The sequence below is a fragment of the Microbacterium oxydans genome (assembly GCF_026559675.1).
GTDB classification, from domain to species: Bacteria; Actinomycetota; Actinomycetes; order Actinomycetales; family Microbacteriaceae; genus Microbacterium; species Microbacterium oxydans_D.
This window is the reverse complement of sequence record NZ_CP092891.1, coordinates 1403266-1422979: the sequence shown is the minus strand read 5'-3', so window position 1 is coordinate 1422979 and position 19714 is coordinate 1403266. Positions and strand designations below refer to the sequence as shown.

The following is a 19714-nucleotide window of genomic DNA, read 5'->3' as shown; positions in this document are numbered from 1 at the left end:
GAAGCGGCCTGAGATCGACTCTCAGGCCGCTTCCGTGTGCTCGGGCCCGTTCCGGCTCAGCGTTCCAGCCAGCGCAGCGGGATGTCGATGACCACCTCGGTGCCCTCGCCGTCGCTGCCGTGCCACTCGATCGTGCCGCCGAGCTCGCCCTGGATGAGCGTGCGGATGATCTGCGTTCCCAGCCCCTGGCCGATCCGCCCCTCGGGGAGACCGAGGCCGGTGTCGCGCACGGTGACCCGGAGGTTCTCCTCGGTGCGCTTGGCATCGATCGTGACGACGCCCTCCTGACCGGCCAGCCCGTGCTCGACGGCGTTGGTGACGACCTCCGTGAGCGCGAGGGCGAGCGGCGTCGCGTACTCGCTCGGAAGCACGCCGAAGCGGCCCGTCGACTGCGTCCGGGCGCGGGTGTTCGGCGCCGAGGCGACCTCCGCGACCAGCTTGAGCACGCGGTGGAAGACCTCGTCGAAATCGACCTTCTGGGTCAGCCCCTGCGCGAGCGTGTCGTGCACCACCGCGATCGCGTCGACGCGGCGCATCGCCTGGGTGAGCGCGTCCCGTGCCTCGTCCGAGTGCGTGCGACGGGCCTGGATCCGCAGCAGGGATGCCACGGTCTGGAGGTTGTTCTTCACCCGGTGGTGGATCTCGCGGATCGTCGCGTCCTTGGTGATGAGCTCCTGCTCCTGGTGGCGCAGCTCCGACACGTCGCGGCACAGCACGATGGCGCCGATGCGCGTCCCGTGGTCCTTGAGCGGGATCGCGCGCAGGGAGACCGTGACGCCCCGCGCTTCTATGTCCGTGCGCCAGGGCGCACGGCCGGTGACCACGACCGGAAGCGACTCGTCGACCTGTCGCGACGGCGGCACGAGGCGGGTCGTGACCTCGGCGAGGGACTCCCCCTCGAGCTCGTCGTCGAAGCCCATCCGGTTGAAGGCGGAGAGCGCGTTCGGGCTGGCGAACGTGCTGATCCCGTCGACGTCGATGCGAATCAGACCGTCCGAGGCCCGCGGCGCGCCGCGGCGCGGCGAGGTCGGGGCTGCGAGATCGGGGAAGCTGCCGTCCGCGATCATCCGGAACAGGTCGTTCGCGCATTCGTCGAACGTGATCTGCTGGCGGGACGGGGTGCGCAGCTCTCCGAGGTTGGTGTGCCGAGTGACCACTCCGATGACGGTGGGAGTGCCGTCGGCGCCGCGGCGCTCGCTCACGATCGGCACGGCGCGCACCCGGGTCGGCGTCTCCTCGAACCAGTCCGGCGACGAGGAGTCGACGATCTCCGCCGACTCGAACGCCCCCTGCACCTGCGTGCGCCACTGCGGTCGCACCCGCTCCCCCACGATGTCGCGGTAGAAGAGCGTCGCAGCCCCGCTCGGTCGCGCGTGGGCGACCGCGATGAAGGAGCCGTCGTCGGTCTGTATCCAGATGACGATGTCGGCGGATGCGAGGTCGGCGAGAAGCTGCCCGTCACCGGCGAGGCGGTGGAGCCATTCGACGTCGCTGTCGGTCAGGAGGCCCTGGGCATGGGCGAGATCGCTGAGGGTTGACACCCCTCCAGCCTACGGTCAGATCCGTCAGAGTATGGCCAGCGAGGTCGCGCGCCAGCGACGATCCATGCCGTCCAGTCGGACGGCCACCGCGCGCGTGCGTCCGGGACCGGCCACCACCACGACGGCTTCGATCACGCCGTCGCGGGGCTCGGTCACCCGGAGCGAGCGGATCTCGAACGTCGGACGCGCCGGCACGATGCCCCGCGCGCTGCGAGCCCTGGCCGAGAGGTTCGCCCGGACGACCAGGCTGCGGAACGCCTCCTCGCTGAACCAGCGGGCCAGCTGGTCGACCTCCCGCACTCCGGCGAGGGCCTCGAGCACTCCCTGAGTGAGACTCCGCAGCAGCGGCGCCGGATCGGGGAGCTCACTGGTCGATGTCGGCTGGGGCGCGAAGTACTCGTGAAGCATCATGGCGGACTCTCGGGTCGGGGCGGGCAGCAGGGCGTCAGTTCACCACCGCCGCTCCCGCCTCCGTGGCGCGATCCGGGAAGTATGTGGATAACTCGTACACGGCGATCCGGGTCGCTTACGCTCGGTCGGATGCACTGGGACCGACTGTTCGAAGACCTCGAAGGCCAGCTGGCGTCGGAGTGGGAAGCCGAGCGCGCCGTGCTCGACGCCGAGTCGGAACGACTGCGCATCGCGGGGCTCGACCTCCGCGCGCGCCTGCGCATGCTCAGCGGCGTCGGCGCAGAGGCCGTGATCGAGCTGCGGACCGGCCGGCGCCTGCCGGTCACCCTGCAGACGCTGGGCGCGGAGTGGCTCGCCGTCGCCTCCCGTGGTGCCGCCGGCGCTCACGTCGCTCCCTCGGCGCTGCTGCTCCCGCTCCGCGCGATCGCGGGCATCGCTGCGGACCACGGCATGATCCTCGCCAGCCTCGACGAACCGGCGTCCGCCGCGCCGTCCCTTCGTGAGCGGATGACGCTCGGTTTCGTCCTGCGCGACCTCGCGCGACGCCGCATCCCGGTGCACATCAGCACGCACGCCGGAGACGACGTCCACGGCACGATCGATCGCGCCGCCGCCGATCACCTCGACCTTGCGGTGCACGATCCCGGGCAGCCCCGCCTCGCCGGGGCGGTTCAGGGATTCCGCATCATCCCGTTCTCATCGCTCGTCGCGGTGCGGACCGCGAGCGATCAGATGCCGTGAGCCGACGACGTCCCCCAGACCTCGGGGAAGCTCGCCAGGTGCGATTCGCGCCACAGGGCCATCCGCCGGGCGATCTCGGATTCCTCGGCCAGATATCCGTCCAGGCTCGACTCCTCCACCCGCCAGCGCGGCGGCGATCCCAGCTGTGCGCCGCGGAGCCGCCCCTCGTGGACGAGCGAGACCACCTCATCGACGCCGATGCTGAGCAGTTCGGCGACCTGCACGGGCGCGAGGAATCGCGGTGCGCGCGAGGAGGGGGCTGGCATGCCCCCATTGTCGCTCCCCGGTCGCGGCACCGTGCCGGCCCTGTGGATAACCCACGGAGGGAGGGACGGATCTCTGTGACGATGTTCGCCATGGCATCCCTCTCCCGACCTCGACGCGCCCTCTGGGGCGACCTCCGCTTCCTCATCGGCATCGCCCTCGTCGCGCTCTCCATCACCTCCGTGTGGTTCATCGTCACGGCCGCCGACGACGCGGCGCCGGTGCTTCAGGCCACGCACACCATCGTGCGGGGAGAGGCCCTGACCTCCGACGACTTCCAGGTGGTCGAGGTGGGTCTGGGCCTGCTGGCCGCCGACTATCTGGGCCCCGGAGATCTGAAGGCCGACCAGATCGCCACGCGCACGCTCGCGAAAGGGGAGATCGTGCCGGCCGCGGCGCTGACCGATGCGGAGCGGAGCCGCAGCACCACCGTCGTCATCGACAGCAGCACCGGCATCCCCGAGGACGTGCAGGCGGGCACCGTGGTCGAGCTGTGGCACGCGCCCCCGATCGACGACGGGAGGTCGCACGACATCCCGCGCATCCTCGTCCTGGAAGCCGTCGTGCGCGACGTGCTCGAACCGGAAGGTGTGCTCGCCGACTCGGGCACCCGCCTGGAGGTCGTGATCGATCGGAGCGATGTCGCCGATGTGCTGGCCGCCGTGACCGGGGGCTCCGCGCTCTCCGTGGTCCCGGTCGGGAGCGGGTCGTGACGGCGGTCGTCGTCGCGATCGCGCAGCCGCGTGCGGGTGAACTCGCCGCCGAGCTCGAGCTCGAGGGCATCAACGTCGTCGGCATCCTCGCCCCGGACCCGTCGACCATCGAGCTGCCGGCGGGCGCCGAGGCGATCGTCCTCCCCGCCGCGCGCGCGGTGCTCACGGCCGAGCTGATCTCCGCGTGCGACCGCGCAGGGGTCCGCATCCTCACCCTCGGCGGTGCGGACAGTCGTCTGCTGGGTCGGCTGGGACTCTCCGCGCCCCTGCCACCCGAGGCCGCCGGGTGGGAGGTCGCCGCCGCACTGGCGTCGAACACGTCCGACACGCCCCGCGGGGCGCCGCGAGAGGCGCATCGCGTCATCGCGGTCTGGGGACCGCACGGCGCTCCCGGTCGTTCCACCGTCGCGATCCAGCTCGCGGTCGAGCTCGCCCGGACCGGGCGGCGTACGGCTCTGATCGATGCCGACACGGTCGCTCCGGCGCTCGCGCTGCTGCTCGGACTCAGCGACGACGCGCCGGGCGTCGCGGCCGCCTGCCGTCGAGCCGAGCGCGGTGCGCTCGACGGCGCGGAGCTGACGCGGTTGGCCGCCACCGTCACGAGCGGGGGCGCCGACATCGAGGTGCTCCCCGGCATCAACCGCCCGAGCCGGTGGCCGGAACTGGCCTCAGCACGCCTGCGCACCACGCTGCGAGCGTGTCGGGAGTGGATCGAGGACACCGTCGTCGACGTGTCGGCCGCCTTCGACGCCGACGACGAGGTGACCTACGATCTGGCCGGCCCCCGACGTCATGCCGCGACGTCGACGACCCTCGGCGAGGCGGATCTGATCATCGCGGTCGCCGCGGCGGATCCCCTGGGCATCAGCAGGTTCCTCCGCGATCACTCGGAGCTGCGCCGCCTCACGGCGCCCACGCCCGTGGTCGTGGTCGTGAACCAGGTCCGCCCGGGGCCCCTCGGGATAGACGCCCGCGGGCAGGTGCGACGCACCCTGGAGCGGTTCGCCGGCATCGGAGATGTCATGTTCCTGCCGTTCGACCAGCGCGCGGCCGACGCGTCTCTGCTGCACGCCCGGCCGATGGCCGACGTCACGCCGCGCTCCCCGCTCCTCGCCGGTGTGCGGAGATTGGCGGAGAGCCTGTCCCCCGACGCCGGCCCGACGGCTACTGCCGGTAGCTCGCGAGGAAGTTCCCGAGTCGCTCGACGGCTTCGGTCAGCACTCGGGGTTCGGGGAGGGTCACCAGGCGGAAATGGTCCGGCGTCGCCCAGTTGAAGCCCGTGCCCTGCACGACAAGGATGTGCTCCGAGACCAGCAGGTCATAGACCAGCCGCGCATCGTCCCTGATCTCGTGCACGTTCGGGTCGAGTCGCGGGAACGCGTAGAGCGCCCCCTGCGGCTTGACGCACGAGACTCCCGGGATGGACTCGAGGCCCTGCCAGGCGATGTCGCGCTGCTCGTGCAGCCGACCGGTCGGGGCGATCAGCGCGTCGATGGACTGCACACCCGAGAGCGCCGCCTGCACCGCGTGCTGCGCCGGGACGTTCGGGCACAGGCGCGTCGACGCCAGCAGCGTGATGCCCTCGAGGAAGCCCTTGGCGTGGTCCTGCGGGCCGGTGATGACCATCCAGCCGGAGCGATAGCCCGCGACCCGGTAGGTCTTGGACAGGCCGTTGAACGTCAGGCAGAGCAGATCCGGGGCGAGCGTCGCGGTCGGGATGTGCACCGCCTCGTCGAAGAGGATGCGGTCGTAGATCTCGTCCGACAGCAGCAGGAGCTGGTTCTCGCGGGCGATCTGCACGAGGCCCTCGAGGATCTCCCGCGAGTAGACCACGCCGGTCGGGTTGTTCGGGTTGATGATGACGAGCGCCTTGGTGCGCGGGGTGATCTTCGAGCGGATGTCCTCGAGGTCGGGCTGCCACTCGTCCTGCTCGTCGCACAGATAGTGCACGGGGGTGCCGCCGGCGAGACTGGTCATCGCCGTCCACAGCGGATAGTCGGGGGCCGGGATGAGGACCTCGTCGCCCTCGTCCAGCAGCGCCTGCATCGTCATGGTGATGAGCTCGGAGACCCCGTTGCCGAGGTAGACGTCATCGGGATCGAAGCGGGGGAAGCCCTCGATCTGCTCGTACCGGCTCACGACCGCGCGACGGGCGGAGATGATGCCCTTGCTGTCACTGTAGCCGTGCGCGGTCGGCAGCGCCGCGAGCATGTCGTGCACGATCTGGTGCGGGGCATCGAAGCCGAAGATCGCCGGATTTCCGGTGTTCAGCTTGAGGATCTTGTGACCCTCCGCCTCCAAGCGCGCCGCCTCGACGAGGGCGTTTCCGCGAATCTCGTACAGGACGTTCTTGAGCTTCGACGACTGGTCGAAGTGGCGCGTTGGTGTCATCGACCAAGCCTACAGCGACGAAAGGAGGGCCAATCCACACGGACTGGCCCTCCTCTCGTCGGAGACTACTTCTTCTTCTTGCCCTGCGCGCGACGCTGCTCACGGTTGCCGGCGGCGGGCGCCGTGGGCTCCGTCCGCTGCCCGAAAGCACCGCGAGGGGCCTCTTCGGGCTCGGGCTGGGGAGCCTGCGCACGCGCAGCCGCCTGGCGCACCCGATCGGTGGCCGCCTGCTGCACCTGCCCGCGATCGTTGCGGACCTCGACCTCACCGGCGTCGTTCGCGGCGGAGTACTCGAGACGCTGCTCGCCGCCGTCGGAGGCGAGTCCCTTCGCCTCGACCTCGGCGGTGTCCGAGTCACCGGCACGGCGCACCTCGACCTCGAGGTTGTAGAGGTAGCCGACCGACTCCTCCTTGATCTGCCCCATCATGGACTGGAACATCGCGTAGCCCTCGCGCTGGTACTCGATGAGCGGGTCGCGCTGCGCCATGGCACGCAGGCCGATGCCGTCCTTGAGGTAGTCCATCTCGTAGAGGTGGTCGCGCCAGCGGCGGTCGAGCACCTGGAGCACCACGCGACGCTCGAGCTCGCGGGTCGCCGCCTCGCCGAGGGACTCCTCGCGCGTCTCGTAGGCGATCTTCGCGTCGGAGAGGAGCTCACGGGTCAGCCCCTCGGCCGTGATGCCGCCCTTGCGACCGGCGGCCTCCGAGACGACCTCGTCGATCGTGACGCCGACCGGGTAGAGGGTCTTGAGCTCGGTCCAGAGCGCGTCGAAGTCCCAGCTCTCGTTGTGACCCTCGCCGGTGTGGTCGCGGACGACACCGGAGATCGCATCCTCGATGAAGTGCTGCACGCGGTCGGCGATGTCGTCGCCCTGGAGGATGTGGCGGCGGTCGGCGTAGATCGCCTCGCGCTGACGGTTCAGGACGTCGTCGTACTTGAGGACGTTCTTGCGCATTTCGGCGTTGCGCGACTCGACCTGCGACTGGGCGCTGCGGATCGCACGGGACACCAGGCCCGACTCGATCGGCACATCGTCCGGGAAGTTCGTGCGCGACAGGATCGCCTCGGCGGCACCCGACTGGAACAGGCGCATCAGGTCGTCGGTGAGGCTCAGGTAGAAGCGGCTCTCACCGGGGTCGCCCTGACGTCCGGAACGGCCTCGCAGCTGGTTGTCGATGCGGCGGGACTCGTGACGCTCGGTGCCGAGCACGTAGAGGCCACCGGCCTCGATGACCTTCTCGGCCTCCTCCGCGACGACGGACTTCATCGACTCGTAGGTCTCGTCCCAGGCGATCTCGTATTCCTCGGGCGTCTCCACGGGGTCGAGGCCCTTGCCCTTGAGCTCCTGGACCGCGAGGAACTCGGCGTTTCCGCCGAGCATGATGTCCGTGCCTCGTCCGGCCATGTTCGTGGCGACGGTGACGGCGCCCAGACGGCCGGCGCGGGCGACGATCTCGGCCTCGCGTGCGTGGTTCTTCGCGTTGAGGACCTCGTGCTTGATGCCCTTCTTGGCGAGCAGGCGCGAGAGGTATTCGCTCTTCTCGACGCTCACGGTTCCGACCAGCACCGGCTGACCCTCGGCGTGACGCTCGGCGATGTCCTCGACGACCTGCGCGAACTTCGCGGTCTCGTTCTTGTACACGAGGTCCGACTGGTCCTTGCGGATCATCGGTCGGTTGGTCGGGATCGGGATGACGCCGAGCTTGTAGGTCGACATGAACTCGGCGGCCTCGGTCTCGGCCGTACCGGTCATGCCGGCGAGCTTGTCGTAGAGGCGGAAGTAGTTCTGCAGCGTGACGGTGGCGAGGGTCTGGTTCTCGGCCTTGACCGGCACGCCCTCCTTGGCCTCGATGGCCTGGTGGATGCCCTCGTTGTAGCGGCGTCCGACCAGGATGCGGCCGGTGTGCTCGTCGACGATCATGACCTCGTCGTTCATCACGACGTAGTCGGTGTCCTTCTTGAACAGGGCCAGGGCCTTGATCGAGTTGTTGAGGAAGGAGATCAGCGGGGTGTTCGCGGACTCGTAGAGATTGTCGATGCCGAGGTAGTCCTCGACCTTCTCGATGCCGGGCTCGAGCACGCCGACGGTGCGCTTCTTCTCGTCGACCTCGTAGTCCTCGCCGACCTCGAGGGTGCGGGCGATCTTCGCGAACTCGGCGAACCAGCGGTTGGCCTCGCCCGACGACGGACCGGAGATGATGAGCGGCGTGCGGGCCTCGTCGATGAGGATCGAGTCGACCTCGTCGACGATCGCGAAGAAGTGCTCGCGCTGGACGAGGTCTTCCTTGCGCCAGGCCATGTTGTCGCGCAGGTAGTCGAAGCCGAACTCGTTGTTCGTGCCGTAGGTGATGTCGGCCGCGTACTGCTCGCGGCGGACGGCGGGCGTCTGCCCGGAGACGATGATGCCGGTGGTCATGCCGAGCGCGCGGAACACGCGCCCCATGAGCTCGGCCTGGTAGCTGGCGAGGAAGTCGTTGACCGTGATGACGTGGACGCCCTTGCCGGCGATCGCGTTCAGGTAGGCCGGCAGCGTCGCGACGAGTGTCTTGCCCTCACCGGTCTTCATCTCGGCGATGTTGCCGAGATGCAGCGCGGCGCCACCCATGACCTGCACGTCGTAGGCGCGCATGCCGAGCGTGCGCTTGGCGGCCTCGCGCACCGCGGCGAACGCCTCGGGCATCAGCTGGTCGAGCGTCTCGCCCTTCTCGTAGCGGGCACGCAGCTCCGTGGTCTCGTTGCGCAGCTCGTCGTCGGTGAGCTTGGAGATGTCCTCTTCCAGCGCTCCCACTGCCTTGACGACCTGATTCAGGCGGCGGATGACCCGCCCCTCGCCAGCGCGCAGCAGCTTCTCAAGAGGATTGGCCACGGATGTCATCTCCCTGTCAGTGGGTAAATCGCCGGTCGTCGGTGAACCCGACGCCAGGCATACTTTGCCATGTTACCGGGCTGTGACCTGCACGTCGCCTGCATGGGTCATCCGGTGCGTCATCCGCGTGGCGATAGCCATGGTTACCGAGTATGCATATACTCGGTATTGCATTCCGGACGACGCCACCAGGAGATCATCATGTCGGTACGCCAGAGCCTTCTCGCCATCCTCGACCAGGGTCCCTGCTACGGCTACCAGCTGCGGCACGAGTTCGACCGCCGCACGGGATCCACCTGGCCCCTCAACGTCGGGCAGATCTACAACACGCTCGAACGGCTCGAACGCGACGGCCTCGTGCAGCGCGGAGACGCCGACGAGCACGGGCACATCTACTGGGAGATCACGGACGAGGGCTCCGCCGAGGTCGCGCAGTGGCTCTCCTCCCCCGTCGTGCGCACGCAGGCGACCCGCGACGAGCTGGCGATCAAGCTCGCGGTCGCCGCCACGCTGCCCGGCGTCGATGTCGCCGCGGTCATCCAGGCGCAGCGCACCGCGTCCCTCCGTCAGCTGCAGTCCCTCCAGCGCGCCAAGTACGCGGGCGGCGATGCGGACGGGCCCGAGGAGCTCGCCTGGGCACTGGTCGTCGACTCCATGATCTTCGCCGCGGAGGCCGAGGTGCGCTGGCTCGACCACACGGAGCAGCGACTCGCCCTGCACCCGCAGCATGCGATGGCGCTCGAGCTCGCGACCGAGCGTCCCAAGCGCGGTCGACCGGCGAAGGCCGGAGCTGCGCTCGCGGATGCCGAGCCCTCGCTGTGAGCGACGAGACGGTCCTGAGCCTCGTCGGGGTGACCCAGCAGTACGGTCACGGCGCCACGGCGGTGTCCGCCCTCTCGGGTGTCGATCTCGAGGTCCGCCGCGGGGAGCTCGTCGCCGTCATGGGTGCCTCCGGCTCCGGCAAGTCGACGCTGCTCGCCATCGCCGGCGGTCTGGCCCGGCCCACCACCGGCGAGGTCGTCATCGAGGGCGCGTTCCTCAGCGAGCAGAGCGCGGCGGACGTCGCCCGCCTGCGTCGGCGGTCGCTCGGGTTCGTGTTCCAGGACTTCAACCTGATCCCGACGCTCACCGCCATCGAGAACGTGACCCTCCCTCTGGAGCTCGACGGCTTCCGCACGCGGGTCGCACGCCGCGCGGGAAAGGACGCGCTGCAGTCCGTCGGCCTGGCGGACAAGCTCGACTCCTACCCGGACGATCTCTCCGGCGGTCAGCAGCAGCGCGTCGCGATCGCCCGCGCCGTGGTCGGAGGACGACGGCTCATCCTCGCCGACGAGCCGACCGGGGCGCTGGACTCCGTCACCGGCGAACTCGTGCTCCGGATGCTCCGCGGGCGCGTGGATGCGGGTGCGGCGGGCATCCTCGTCACGCATGAGGCGCGCCATGCGGCCTTCGCCGACCGGATCGTGTTCCTCCGAGACGGGAGGATCGTCGACGAGACCCGGCGTGACGCCGCCGAGGTGCTGCTGAGCGGGACCGGCCGATGACCTCGACCGTCGAACGACCGGAGACGAGGACGTCCGACCGGTCGGACTCGTCCGCCCGACGGCCGGGCAGGCGAGCCCGCTGGCGCGTCGCCGCTCGGCTCGCCCGTCGGCAGCTGCGCCGCACTCTGCTGTCGAGCACGCTCATCGGCACGCTCGTCCTGCTCCCGATCGCGGCCATGACGGCCTACGCGATCATCGGAGCGAGCATGATCGGCACGGCACAGGAGCGCACGACCGCGGAACTGGGACGGATGGAGGCCTGGATCTCGGTCGGAGGCCTGCCGGGAAGCGGATTCTGGCAGTCCCCCACCGACACGACGTGGACGGGGTATCCCGACAACTCCGGCAATGCACCGGAGGGGACGCCGCTCACCGATCCGACCAGCGTGCTGCCGTCCGGCACCGAAACGATCCGCGTCGTCGAGTCCACCGTGCGCGTGCAGACCCCCGACGGCGTGACCGGAATACCCGCGTGGGGAGGCGAGGTCTGGGACCCGCGCTTCGAGGGACGCTACGAGGTCGTCGACGGGGACACCCCTCGGACCGGCCGCGAGATCCTGGCGACCCCGGCCGCGCTCGAGCGGCTCGGGACCGCGATCGGCGACGAGGTCGTCCTCACCGACGACGAGCGCACCTACACCGTCGTCGGAACCCTCGACTCCGCGGTCCTCTCCGATGCGACCTCCGCGCTCTTCTTCCCGGCGAGCGCCGGGCTCTCGGGCGACGCCCGCTGGTATCTCCCCGACCTGTCGCTCAGCTGGCCGGACGTCGAAAGGCTGAATGAGGACGGCGTGGTCGCGTACTCGCGGTCGGTGATCCTGGATCCGCCGATCATCTCGGACGAGACGAGGGGCGGGTGGTCCGGAGCAGACGACGGCGCCCTCTGGACGGTGGTCGTCGTCCTCGTCGCCGGCGGCCTCTTCGCGGCCTACGTCGTGGTGATGCTCGCCGGCGCGGCGTTCGCCGTCGCCGCGCGCCGACAGCAGCGATCCCTCGCGGTCGCCGCGAGCGTGGGAGCGTCGACCTCCGACCTCCGCCGGATCATCCTGCTCCAGGGGACCGCTCTCGGTGCTGTCTCCGGGGTGCTGGGTCTCGCCCTCGGCGTCGGCGCCGCCGCCCTCACGATGATGCTGCTCGCGGACGGGTCCTCGACCCAGTTCTGGGGGTTCCATGTCCCCTGGCTGGTGCTGGTGGGGATCCTGGCTTTCTCGGTGCTCGTCGGCACCGCCTCCGCCGCCCTCCCCGCGCGCACGGTGGCGCGCTCCGACACGCTCAGCGCCCTGCGCGGCGCCCGCCGTCCGCAGACGCCCCGCGCGTCGCGGCCGATCTGGGGATCGATCCTGCTGCTGGTCGGCGTCGCTCTCACGATCGGCAGCGCGTTCGCGGTGCTCGCGATCGGAGTCACGGATCTTCCCTGGGACTCGCCCCTGCGGACGATCCCGCCGTTCGGCATCGTGATCGGGCCGATCCTCGTGCAGCTCGGCATCCTGCTCTCCGGACGCTGGCTGCTCTGGGTCACCGCGAAAGGCCTGTCCAGCCTCAGCCTCGCGGCGCGCATCGCCGCGCGGGACGCCGCTGCGAACTCCTCCCGCACCGTTCCCGCCTTCGCCGCGATCGCCGCGACCGTGTTCATCGCCGTCTTCGCGATCGGGCAGATCTCCATGCAGAACGCGGGGACAGCTCGTTACTGGATGTACACGGCACCCGTGGGCACCCTCGCCATCGGCCTCGAGGAGACCGGATCGGGTGCGCCGCTCGACGACGCCAGCGCGGATGAGGCGGCGGACGCCGGCATCATGCTCGCGGACGGCGTGAGGGCATCAGGCACGGCCGTCATCTCCCGTCAGCCGGAGATCTGGACGTACGCCAGCTCCGGCGACGTCCCCGCCGACGAGATCAGGGTCATCGCGGTGATGCCGGAGCGTCATCTGCTCGACCCGACCGCCGAGTCCTCCTTCACGAACGGACAGAACCGGCCGAACCCGATCGCGGTGATCTCCGCCGATGAGATCGACGACGCCCTCGGCGGCACGCTGACCTCCGCCCAGCGCGCCGCCTATCGGGACGGCGCCGCGATCGTCACCGATTCCCGCTACGTCACGGACGGCACGATCGACGTCGGCGCGTGGACGGGCAGAGAGGCCTACGACGGCAAGATGCCGAACAACATCTGGACCGCCTGGGCCGACGGCCCGCCGCGCAGCGCCCCGGCCTGGGAGCGGAAGGTCGACGCCGTCGAACTCGATCTCCCCCACCAGGCCGTCGCCGTGGCGATCGCCCCGGAGACCGCCGTGGAGTTCGGCATGGAAGCCCAGCCGTCCCTCGTGATCGCGTCGTTCGACGCCCCCATCCCGGTGGAGGTGCGCGACCGGGTGCAGGAGCAGGCGGACGCGCTGAACACCGAGGAGTGGGTCCTCGCGCCGTACTTCGAGAACGGTCCTCCCAGCGACACGCTCTGGATGATCCCGATCCTGACGGCTGTCGGCGTGCTCGTCCTGGGAGCGAGCGGCGTCGCGCTGAGCCTCGCCCGCTTCGAGCGCCGCCCCGACGACGCGACGCTCTCCGCCGTGGGCGGTACCGATGGGCTCCGTCGGAGGATCGGGTTCTGGCAGGGACTCATCATCGCCGGGTTCGGCACGATCGCGGGAGCCGCGGCGGGCGTGCTGCCGCCCATCGGGTTCGCGATCCAGTCGCGAGGCGCCCTGCTGATCCAGGACATGCCGTGGCTGGTGCTCGCTCTGCTCGCCGTCGCCCTCCCGCTCGCGATCGCACTGGTCAGCTGGCTCGTTCCCCCGAGGAAGGCGGAGCTGACGCGGCGGACCGCGATCGCCTGACGTGCCCTGAGCGAACATCGTCCACCTGAAGCGGATGCTCAGCCAGCTGCGGCACGCGGGAAACTAGGATCGGTTCATGGCTGGATTTTGGGGCAGACGCAAACGCGAACAGGAAGAACTCGCCGCACAGGACGCCGATCTCGCACGCCGTGCGGAGCAGGCCCTGGTCGGAGCGGACGAGCGGATCCGCACGACGTCGGATGAGCTCGCCTTCGCGGAGGCCGAGCTCGGCGAGTCGCTCACGGCCGACCTGCGCAAGGCGCTCGCCGCGGTCCGCACGCATCTGCGCGAGGCGTTCCAGCTCCACCAGCTGAACCACGACGAGATCCCCGACACCGACGAGGAGCTGCGCACCAGGAACGCGCGCATCCTGCAGCTGTGCGACTGGGCGCAGGATCTGCTCGACGAGAAGACATCCGTGCTCGCGGAGTCGGTCTCCAAGGTGCGCCGCGCGCCCGAGGTCATCGCGCAGGTGCGCGCGGACGCCGCGGCCCTCAGCGCCCGGATCCCCCAGACCAACGAGGCCGTCGCGCGTCTGTCCGCGCGCTACTCGGAATCCGCGATGCACCAGATCACCGCCAGCGCGGCGGAGGCCGAACAGCTCATCAGCTTCGCGACCCACAGCGCCGACGTCTCGGAACGCCGTCGCGCCGCGAAGCAGAACGAAGAGGCGAACGTCGCGCTCGAGACGGCGACGGAGGCCACCAGACGCGCCTCCGCACTGCTCGACGCGGTCGAGGACTTCGAGATCGAGGCGCTGCGAGCCGAGTCGACCCTCGCCGAGGTGGTGGCGGACTCCCGCGGCGATCTGATCGCGGCGCGCAACGCCCCCGCGGTACCGGCCGTCGCCGAAGCGGTGACCGCACTCCAGGCGGCACTGGCTGCGCTGACGCCCGCAGGTCGACCGAATGACCCCTTCGCGGAGCTCTCGCAGCTGCGCGATGCGAACTCCGCCCTCGACGACGCGATCGCGAAGGCCCGCCACCGCGCCGAGAACCCGTTGCCGAGCATTCCCCAGGTGCAGCACGCGATCGACGACGCCGACCGGCAGCTCGGTGTGGCCCGCGGCCTCATCGCCGGGCATCGCGGCTGGATCGGTGCGGACGCCCGCACCCGGCTCGCCGAGGCCGAGCGGCTCCGGGTCGACCTCTCCGACCTGCTGCCCGCGGAGGACACCCGCGAGGCGGCGCTGCTGCAGGCGCGTCGCGTCGCTCATCTCGCCGCCGAGGCGCTGCAGCTCGCCCAGCGCGACATCGACTCCTCTCGCCCGCAGGATCAGGACTGGGGCGGCGGCGGAGGCTGGGGTGGCGGTCCCCGTCGCGGTGGCGGCGGTGGCGACCTCGCCTCCGGCATCCTCGGTGGACTCGTGATCGGGAGCATCCTGGACGGCATCTTCGACTGACATCCGGCCGCGACGGCGGCCGAACGTGAGAACGGCCCGATCCCTGTACGGGGTCGGGCCGTTCTGCATGTCCGCTCAGGAGGCGAGAGCCTCCGACGGCGGAGCCTGAGTGCTCAGGGCGATCACGCCGTAGTCCCAGCCCTTGCGGCGGTAGACGACACTCGGGTGATCGGTGCGCACATCGACGAACAGGAAGAAGTCGTGTCCGACCAGCTCCATCCGGTCGACCGCCTCCTCGACGGTCATCCACTCGGCGTCGAAGCTCTTCGTGCGGATGACGACGGGCGAGTACTCCTCGTCCTCGGTCTTCTGCACCGGCACGCTGCCGGTCGCGACCGCGTGCAGGATGTCAGCCGATGCCGGCTGGACATCGATGCCCTCGAGCGCTCCACTGCCCTTCTCGAAGTGGGCGCCGCGCGGGTGCTGTCGACCATCGACTCGCTTCTCCTTGGCGCGACGCAGCTGCTCGGACATCTTGTCGACCGCGAGGTCGAGAGCCACGAACTTGTCGCCGTCGGTCGCTTCCGCACGGACGACCGGGCCCTTGCCGACCAGTGTCAGCTCGACGGTCTCATCGGGCACCCGGCCGTTGCGATACACGCGATGGGTGACCTTGACATCCAGGCGCTGCGCTCGGGACGCGAGCATCTGGATCTTGGCGATCTTCTCTTCGACAACGGTTCGGAAGCGATCGGTGATACCCACTCCGACGCCAACGATGCTTGTTTCCATTGCTGCCTCCTTGTCCCGGTCCTCCCGGCCAAGGGCGGACCGTGGTCGCCTTGTGTCCCCCAACCGTAGCCCGCCCGCCGACGGATGTCACGGGGTCGTCCCGCTGTGTCGCCGGTGTGTTCCCGATGAGCTTCATCCGAATCCGGCGCGGCTCGGCGTGGCGGCGAGCGCGACCGCCGCCACGACACGGAAGCCGGCGGCCTCGAGGGTCCGCGCGGCCTCGTCGAGCGTCGCCCCGGTGGTCACGACGTCGTCCACGATCACCGCCTCAGCCCCGTCTCCCCGCCGTCGTGCGCGCATCGTGCCGCGCACGTTCTCCTCCCGTGCCCGCGCGCCGAGGCCCCGCTGATCGGCGGCGCTCGTCGTCACCGACAGCAGACGCTGCGGATCGGCCCGTGCACCGCGGATGAGCAGTTCCGGCACCCGATAACCGCGGCGGCGGAACGCCCTCCGCGCGGTCGGGACGGGCACGACCCAGGTGCTCGGCGTCACGCGCGGCGTCAGGAGCGGAGCGAGGACCGCACCGAGCGGACGAGCGAGGAACGTGTCCCCCTCGTCCTTGAGCCTGCGGATGCAGCGGGCGCCGACGCCCTGGAACGGGAGCGCCGCGGCGAACGGCATGCCTCGAGGCGTCGATCCCTCCTGGGGCCGGGGCACCAGCTGCGCACGACATCGCGGACACAGGAGGCTTCCCGGCTCGTCACAGCCCGCGCACGTCGCCGCGAGGAGGAAGGCGGCGACCTCTGCACCGATCCGGAGCAGTCGGGGTTCTGCGGGCATCCGTCGATTCTGCGGGCGCGGGAGCATCCCCTCGGCACCGAGAGCCGCGTCCCGCGGAAGACGCCGGGCTCGGGCTCACCGTGGAGGGAGAGTCACTCCCCGACGCGGGTGCCGAGCACCGAGACTCCCGAAGCGACCTCGCGCCAGGCCGAACCCGCGTGCGCGAACAGCTGTCCGCCCGTGCCGAGGATGCGCACGCCCGCCGCGCTGCGCGCTCCCGCAGCCGCCACCGCGTCGGTCGGGGCCGCCTCGGCCGCTCCCGGACCACCGACCATCTGAGTGAGCAGCCGTGGGGCGCTCGGATCGACCAGGACGCCCAGCCGGTCCGGACCGAACCACACCAGATCGATCGCCGGCTCGGCGATCCGGATCAGCTGTTTGATGTCGCCCATCTCCACCGGGACGCCCGAGGAGTCGCGCACGACGGCCGCCACGACGACCCAGCGCTGCTTGCCGGCGGTGATCACGGCGGCGACCCGGGTGCCGTCGGCGGCGACCCGCAGGTTCGAGATGTCGGACGCGGTCGGCCAGGCCTTGGCGACATCGTGCGCCGCGCCATCGCTGCCGATGGCCTTCACCGCTCCGGGCTCGCCCGCCGGCACGGTCCAGGTATAGCCGTAGGGGTCGAGCGACGGTTCGATGAGGCCCGGCCGAGCATCGAGTTCGACGGGGTTGCCCGCGCCGGCGAGGTACACATGGCCGTCCGCGAGCTGCACGGCGGCGCGGGAGTCGTCGGTCGCCACCTGGATGGAGCGGACGGGCTGCTCGAATGCGGAGATATCGTCGCTGATGTCGGCGATGGGCGTGATCTCATCCCCCACGATCCGCCCGAAGGCACCGTCCTGCAGCACGAGCGTGCCGATGTCGGCGGTCGGCTCGACGACGTCCACGGTTCCGGCGTCGAGACTGCGTCCGTCCACCTTAAACTGCACACCGGTGATCGCGACGCCGGCCGCCTTGAGCGTCGCCTGGAGCTGCGTGCGCATGCGGGCGAGGGTGGTGTCATCCAGTCCGGTGGCGGGGCGGGTGAGGGCGACCTCGGCGACCTGGCCGACGACGGGGACGGCATCCTGCGCCAGCTGCACGTCCACGGGGAAGGCGTTCTGCACGGCGGAGTCCAGCCAATCGCTGGGGGCTCCTCCGATCAGGGCGCGCGTCACCGCCGTCGCGGGGCTCTGACTCCGGGGGAACCATCGCATGTCGGAGACGAGTCGCGACCAGCTGAGGTCGAAGTACTGCAGGGGGTATCCGTCGTAGACGTTGACGAATCGCGTCTCGTCGATCACGACCCCGTCCGGGGCTTGCGTGATGCGCCATTCGCCGTCTTCCATGCGCTGCAGCGTGAACGGCATGTTCGACGCTCCGAGCGCCTCCGAGTACGCGCCGGCCTCGTCGACGCTCGCGACGAGGTCCAGCATCACCTGCACCTCCGCGGTGTCCGCGTCCTCGACCTGATCCGCGGGGACGTCGGAGGTGATCGTGCGGGTGTCCGTCCCGGAATCGACCGACACCCCGGCAGACGGCCGCCAGGTGCGCTGCAGGCTCGGCGAGAGGAACTTGCGCGCGGTGGCCCAGCTGTCCGACGTGGTGATGCCCGCTTCCAGGAAGCCTTCGACGATGCCCTCGGGGCCGGCACCGGTGATCGGCCCCGACGCGACGGGCAGGAAGTCCACGTCCTGCGAGGACTGGCCGAGTTCCCGCCCGACGCTGACGCCGCCGCTGGTCGGGAGCCCCGCGCAGGCGGTCAGGACCAGTGCTGCGAGTGCCAGCGCCGCACCGCGCAGCAGCCTTCCCGGTGTCGATCGGGTCATGGTCGGTCCCTCTCGTCGAAGAGGTCGAGGTCCGGCGGGATCTCGGAGATCGAGATCGGCTGTGTCGCGTCTCCCAGCTCGGCGAGGGGCTCCTGCGGCTCGACCGAGATCGGGCTCGGTCCGTCGAGCACGCCCTCGTGTCGCGGGATGGTGAGGACGAAGTTCGTGCCGACGCCGAGTTCCGACCACACCGCGAGCGTGCCGCCGTGCAGCGTCGCGTCGCCGAGGGCGATGGACAGCCCGAGCCCGGTCCCTCCGATCGTCCGCTGGCGGGAGGGATCGGCACGCCAGAAGCGATCGAACACCCGCTCGGCGTCCTCGGGCTCCATGCCGAGCCCGAAGTCGCGCACGCCCGCTGCCACCGCGTACTGGTTGCTGTCGACCGTGATGACGACGGGGCGGCCTTCGCCGTGCTCGATGGCGTTGCCGATGAGGTTGCGCAGCACCCGCCGCACCCGTCGGGGGTCCATGTCCACCGGGGAGTAGCCGCCGGGAGCGACGAGCCGCAGCTCCGTGCCGTGTCCGTCGGCCAGGGGGCGCATCTGATCGATGATGTCCTCGGCCACGTGCGCCAGGCTGGTCGCCTCCAGTTCGAGCTGGACGGAGCCGGCGTCGTAGCGACTGATCTCGAGCAGGTCGGACAGCAGCGTCTCGAACCGCTGCACCTGCGCGTGCAGGAGCTCGGCGGTGCGGGCGGCGGTCGGATCGAACTCCTCGCGCTGGTCGTTGAGGAGGTCGGCGGCCAGCCGGATCGTCGTCAACGGGGTCCGCAGCTCGTGCGACACGTCCGACACGAACCGCTGCTGCACCATGGAGAGCTCGCCGAGCTCCTTGATCTGGGCCTCGATGCTGTCGGCCATGGCGTTGAAGGAACGTCCGAGGACCGCGAGCTCGTCCTCGCCGTGCACCGCGAGTCGCACTCCGAGATCGCCCGCGGCGAGTCGCGCGCTCGTCTCGGCGGCCTGGATGATCGGGGTCGACACCGTCCGCAGCACGATCCACGAGATCGCCGCCACGATCGCCACGAGCCCGATCCCGGCGATCCACAGGGTGCGCTGCACGAACACGAGCGTCTGATCCGCATCGCCGAGGTCGTAGGCGAAGTAGATCTCGAACGGGCCCGCCTCCGGGACCTGGAGCTGCTGCCCCACGACGATGCCGGGGACGACTCCCCCGTCCTCCGCCGGGAGTGCCACCGACTGCCAGGCCTGACGGTCATCGAGCTCGACGACGCGCCGCTGGAGTTCGGGGCTCAGCAGGGATGCGCTCAGTCCGGCCTCGAAGCCGTTCAGACGGACGCCGTTGCCGTCGTCGATCTTGTAGCCGGCGAGCATGTCGGTGCCCGACGTGCGCGCCAGCGTGTCCCTGGTGCTGTCCCAGAGCGTGCTGAGCGCGGCGGGATCGTCTCCGACCTCGGCCACGTCGAGGATCCGCTGCGCCTCGTCGACCGCCCTGCGCGCATCGTCCAGCGCGACGTCCTTGCGGGAGATGAAGAGGTCGCTCTGGATGACGAGCGCCATCGTCACGCAGGTGATGAAGATCGCCAGCGACGTCGCCAGCAACGTGATCGAGAGGGTCCGGAACCGGAGCGATCGGCGCCACAGGATGCCGAGCATCGTCGGCCAGCCTCGCCAGTCGCGCAGAACAGCGACCGTCGTGGTGGTCGCTGTCGTCGCGGCCATC

16 protein-coding genes are annotated in these 19714 nt (G+C 70.4%); 7 read left to right on the top strand and 9 right to left on the bottom strand.

Going from position 1 to position 19714, the window contains the following annotated elements:
• Nucleotides 1–56 precede the first annotated feature (56 nt).
• Nucleotides 57–1541: a sensor histidine kinase gene (locus MME74_RS06735; RefSeq protein WP_267417977.1), complete on the bottom strand. Its 1485-nt coding sequence runs from the start codon at nucleotides 1539–1541 to the stop codon at nucleotides 57–59.
• 24 nt (nucleotides 1542–1565) lie between these two features.
• Nucleotides 1566–1952, bottom strand: a complete 387-nt coding sequence (locus MME74_RS06730; protein ID WP_267417975.1) for an Rv3235 family protein — start codon at nucleotides 1950–1952, stop codon at nucleotides 1566–1568.
• 129 nt (nucleotides 1953–2081) lie between these two features.
• Here MME74_RS06730 and MME74_RS06725 point away from each other — a divergent pair, with 129 nt between their 5' ends.
• Nucleotides 2082–2693, top strand: coding sequence for a hypothetical protein (locus MME74_RS06725; RefSeq protein WP_267417974.1), 612 nt, complete (start codon nucleotides 2082–2084; stop codon nucleotides 2691–2693).
• On the opposite strand, the gene MME74_RS06720 is transcribed toward MME74_RS06725, so the two are convergent.
• A complete protein-coding gene (locus tag MME74_RS06720) occupies nucleotides 2681–2959 on the bottom strand; it encodes a helix-turn-helix domain-containing protein (RefSeq protein WP_267417972.1) in 279 nt (92 codons plus the stop codon). The two genes, MME74_RS06725 and MME74_RS06720, sit on opposite strands and share 13 nt — an antisense overlap.
• Before the next feature lie 90 nt (nucleotides 2960–3049).
• Here MME74_RS06720 and MME74_RS06715 point away from each other — a divergent pair, with 90 nt between their 5' ends.
• Both MME74_RS06715 and MME74_RS06710 read left to right on the top strand, forming a co-directional pair.
• On the top strand, nucleotides 3050–3670 hold the full coding sequence (locus tag MME74_RS06715; protein ID WP_267417971.1) for an SAF domain-containing protein: 621 nt from the start codon (nucleotides 3050–3052) through the stop codon (nucleotides 3668–3670).
• The gene (locus tag MME74_RS06710) at nucleotides 3667–4944 is read left to right on the top strand and encodes an AAA family ATPase (protein WP_267417970.1); all 1278 of its coding nucleotides are present in this window, start codon (nucleotides 3667–3669) and stop codon (nucleotides 4942–4944) included. The genes MME74_RS06715 and MME74_RS06710 overlap by 4 nt, the downstream gene beginning before the upstream one ends.
• Here MME74_RS06710 and MME74_RS06705 read toward each other — a convergent pair.
• Together MME74_RS06705 and secA are read right to left on the bottom strand one after the other, a co-directional pair.
• Nucleotides 4835–6061, bottom strand: a complete 1227-nt coding sequence (locus MME74_RS06705) for a pyridoxal phosphate-dependent aminotransferase (protein ID WP_267417969.1) — start codon at nucleotides 6059–6061, stop codon at nucleotides 4835–4837. The two genes, MME74_RS06710 and MME74_RS06705, sit on opposite strands and share 110 nt — an antisense overlap.
• A 65-nt stretch (nucleotides 6062–6126) precedes the next feature.
• Nucleotides 6127–8928, bottom strand: a complete 2802-nt coding sequence (gene secA / locus MME74_RS06700) for a preprotein translocase subunit SecA (RefSeq protein ID WP_267417968.1) — start codon at nucleotides 8926–8928, stop codon at nucleotides 6127–6129.
• Nucleotides 8929–9129: 201 nt separating this feature from the next.
• On the opposite strand from secA, the gene MME74_RS06695 reads away from it, so the two are divergent.
• The 4 genes from MME74_RS06695 (at nucleotide 9130) to MME74_RS06680 (ending at nucleotide 14708) form a co-directional block, all read left to right on the top strand.
• A complete protein-coding gene (locus MME74_RS06695; protein ID WP_267417967.1) occupies nucleotides 9130–9750 on the top strand; it encodes a PadR family transcriptional regulator in 621 nt (206 codons plus the stop codon).
• A complete protein-coding gene (locus MME74_RS06690) occupies nucleotides 9747–10472 on the top strand; it encodes an ABC transporter ATP-binding protein (RefSeq protein ID WP_267417965.1) in 726 nt (241 codons plus the stop codon). The genes MME74_RS06695 and MME74_RS06690 overlap by 4 nt, the downstream gene beginning before the upstream one ends.
• The gene (locus MME74_RS06685) at nucleotides 10469–13306 is read left to right on the top strand and encodes an FtsX-like permease family protein (RefSeq protein WP_267417964.1); all 2838 of its coding nucleotides are present in this window, start codon (nucleotides 10469–10471) and stop codon (nucleotides 13304–13306) included. Before MME74_RS06690 ends, MME74_RS06685 begins: the two co-directional genes overlap by 4 nt.
• Before the next feature lie 76 nt (nucleotides 13307–13382).
• Nucleotides 13383–14708, top strand: coding sequence for a hypothetical protein (locus MME74_RS06680; RefSeq protein WP_267417963.1), 1326 nt, complete (start codon nucleotides 13383–13385; stop codon nucleotides 14706–14708).
• 75 nt (nucleotides 14709–14783) lie between these two features.
• Here the strand turns inward: MME74_RS06680 and hpf are convergent, their stop codons facing one another.
• The 4 genes from hpf to mtrB form a co-directional block, all read right to left on the bottom strand.
• Nucleotides 14784–15440: a ribosome hibernation-promoting factor, HPF/YfiA family gene (hpf, locus tag MME74_RS06675; RefSeq protein WP_267417962.1), complete on the bottom strand. Its 657-nt coding sequence runs from the start codon at nucleotides 15438–15440 to the stop codon at nucleotides 14784–14786.
• A 132-nt stretch (nucleotides 15441–15572) separates the two neighbouring features.
• Nucleotides 15573–16061 (bottom strand): ComF family protein, encoded by a 489-nt coding sequence (locus MME74_RS06670; protein ID WP_267417960.1) that lies wholly within the window; start codon nucleotides 16059–16061, stop codon nucleotides 15573–15575.
• Nucleotides 16062–16312: 251 nt separating this feature from the next.
• Nucleotides 16313–18031, bottom strand: a complete 1719-nt coding sequence (locus tag MME74_RS06665; protein ID WP_267417958.1) for an LpqB family beta-propeller domain-containing protein — start codon at nucleotides 18029–18031, stop codon at nucleotides 16313–16315.
• Nucleotides 18028–19713: an MtrAB system histidine kinase MtrB gene (gene mtrB, locus MME74_RS06660; RefSeq protein WP_267417957.1), complete on the bottom strand. Its 1686-nt coding sequence runs from the start codon at nucleotides 19711–19713 to the stop codon at nucleotides 18028–18030. Before mtrB ends, MME74_RS06665 begins: the two co-directional genes overlap by 4 nt.
• Nucleotide 19714: the final 1 nt, after the last annotated feature.

Bases quoted from the DNA above. Each gene is read 5' to 3' on its own strand.
- MME74_RS06730 (WP_267417975.1), bottom strand. From the start codon at position 1,952: ATGATGCTTCACGAGTACTTCGCGCCCCAGCCGACATCGACCAGTGAG.
- MME74_RS06725 (WP_267417974.1), top strand. From the start codon at position 2,082: ATGCACTGGGACCGACTGTTCGAAGACCTCGAAGGCCAGCTGGCGTCG.
- MME74_RS06720 (WP_267417972.1), bottom strand. From the start codon at position 2,959: ATGCCAGCCCCCTCCTCGCGCGCACCGCGATTCCTCGCGCCCGTGCAG.
- MME74_RS06715 (WP_267417971.1), top strand. From the start codon at position 3,050: ATGGCATCCCTCTCCCGACCTCGACGCGCCCTCTGGGGCGACCTCCGC.
- MME74_RS06705 (WP_267417969.1), bottom strand. From the start codon at position 6,061: ATGACACCAACGCGCCACTTCGACCAGTCGTCGAAGCTCAAGAACGTC.
- MME74_RS06695 (WP_267417967.1), top strand. From the start codon at position 9,130: ATGTCGGTACGCCAGAGCCTTCTCGCCATCCTCGACCAGGGTCCCTGC.
- MME74_RS06685 (WP_267417964.1), top strand. From the start codon at position 10,469: ATGACCTCGACCGTCGAACGACCGGAGACGAGGACGTCCGACCGGTCG.
- MME74_RS06680 (WP_267417963.1), top strand. From the start codon at position 13,383: ATGGCTGGATTTTGGGGCAGACGCAAACGCGAACAGGAAGAACTCGCC.
- hpf (WP_267417962.1), bottom strand. From the start codon at position 15,440: ATGGAAACAAGCATCGTTGGCGTCGGAGTGGGTATCACCGATCGCTTC.
- MME74_RS06670 (WP_267417960.1), bottom strand. From the start codon at position 16,061: ATGCCGTTCGCCGCGGCGCTCCCGTTCCAGGGCGTCGGCGCCCGCTGC.
- MME74_RS06665 (WP_267417958.1), bottom strand. From the start codon at position 18,031: ATGACCCGATCGACACCGGGAAGGCTGCTGCGCGGTGCGGCGCTGGCA.
- mtrB (WP_267417957.1), bottom strand. From the start codon at position 19,713: ATGGCCGCGACGACAGCGACCACCACGACGGTCGCTGTTCTGCGCGAC.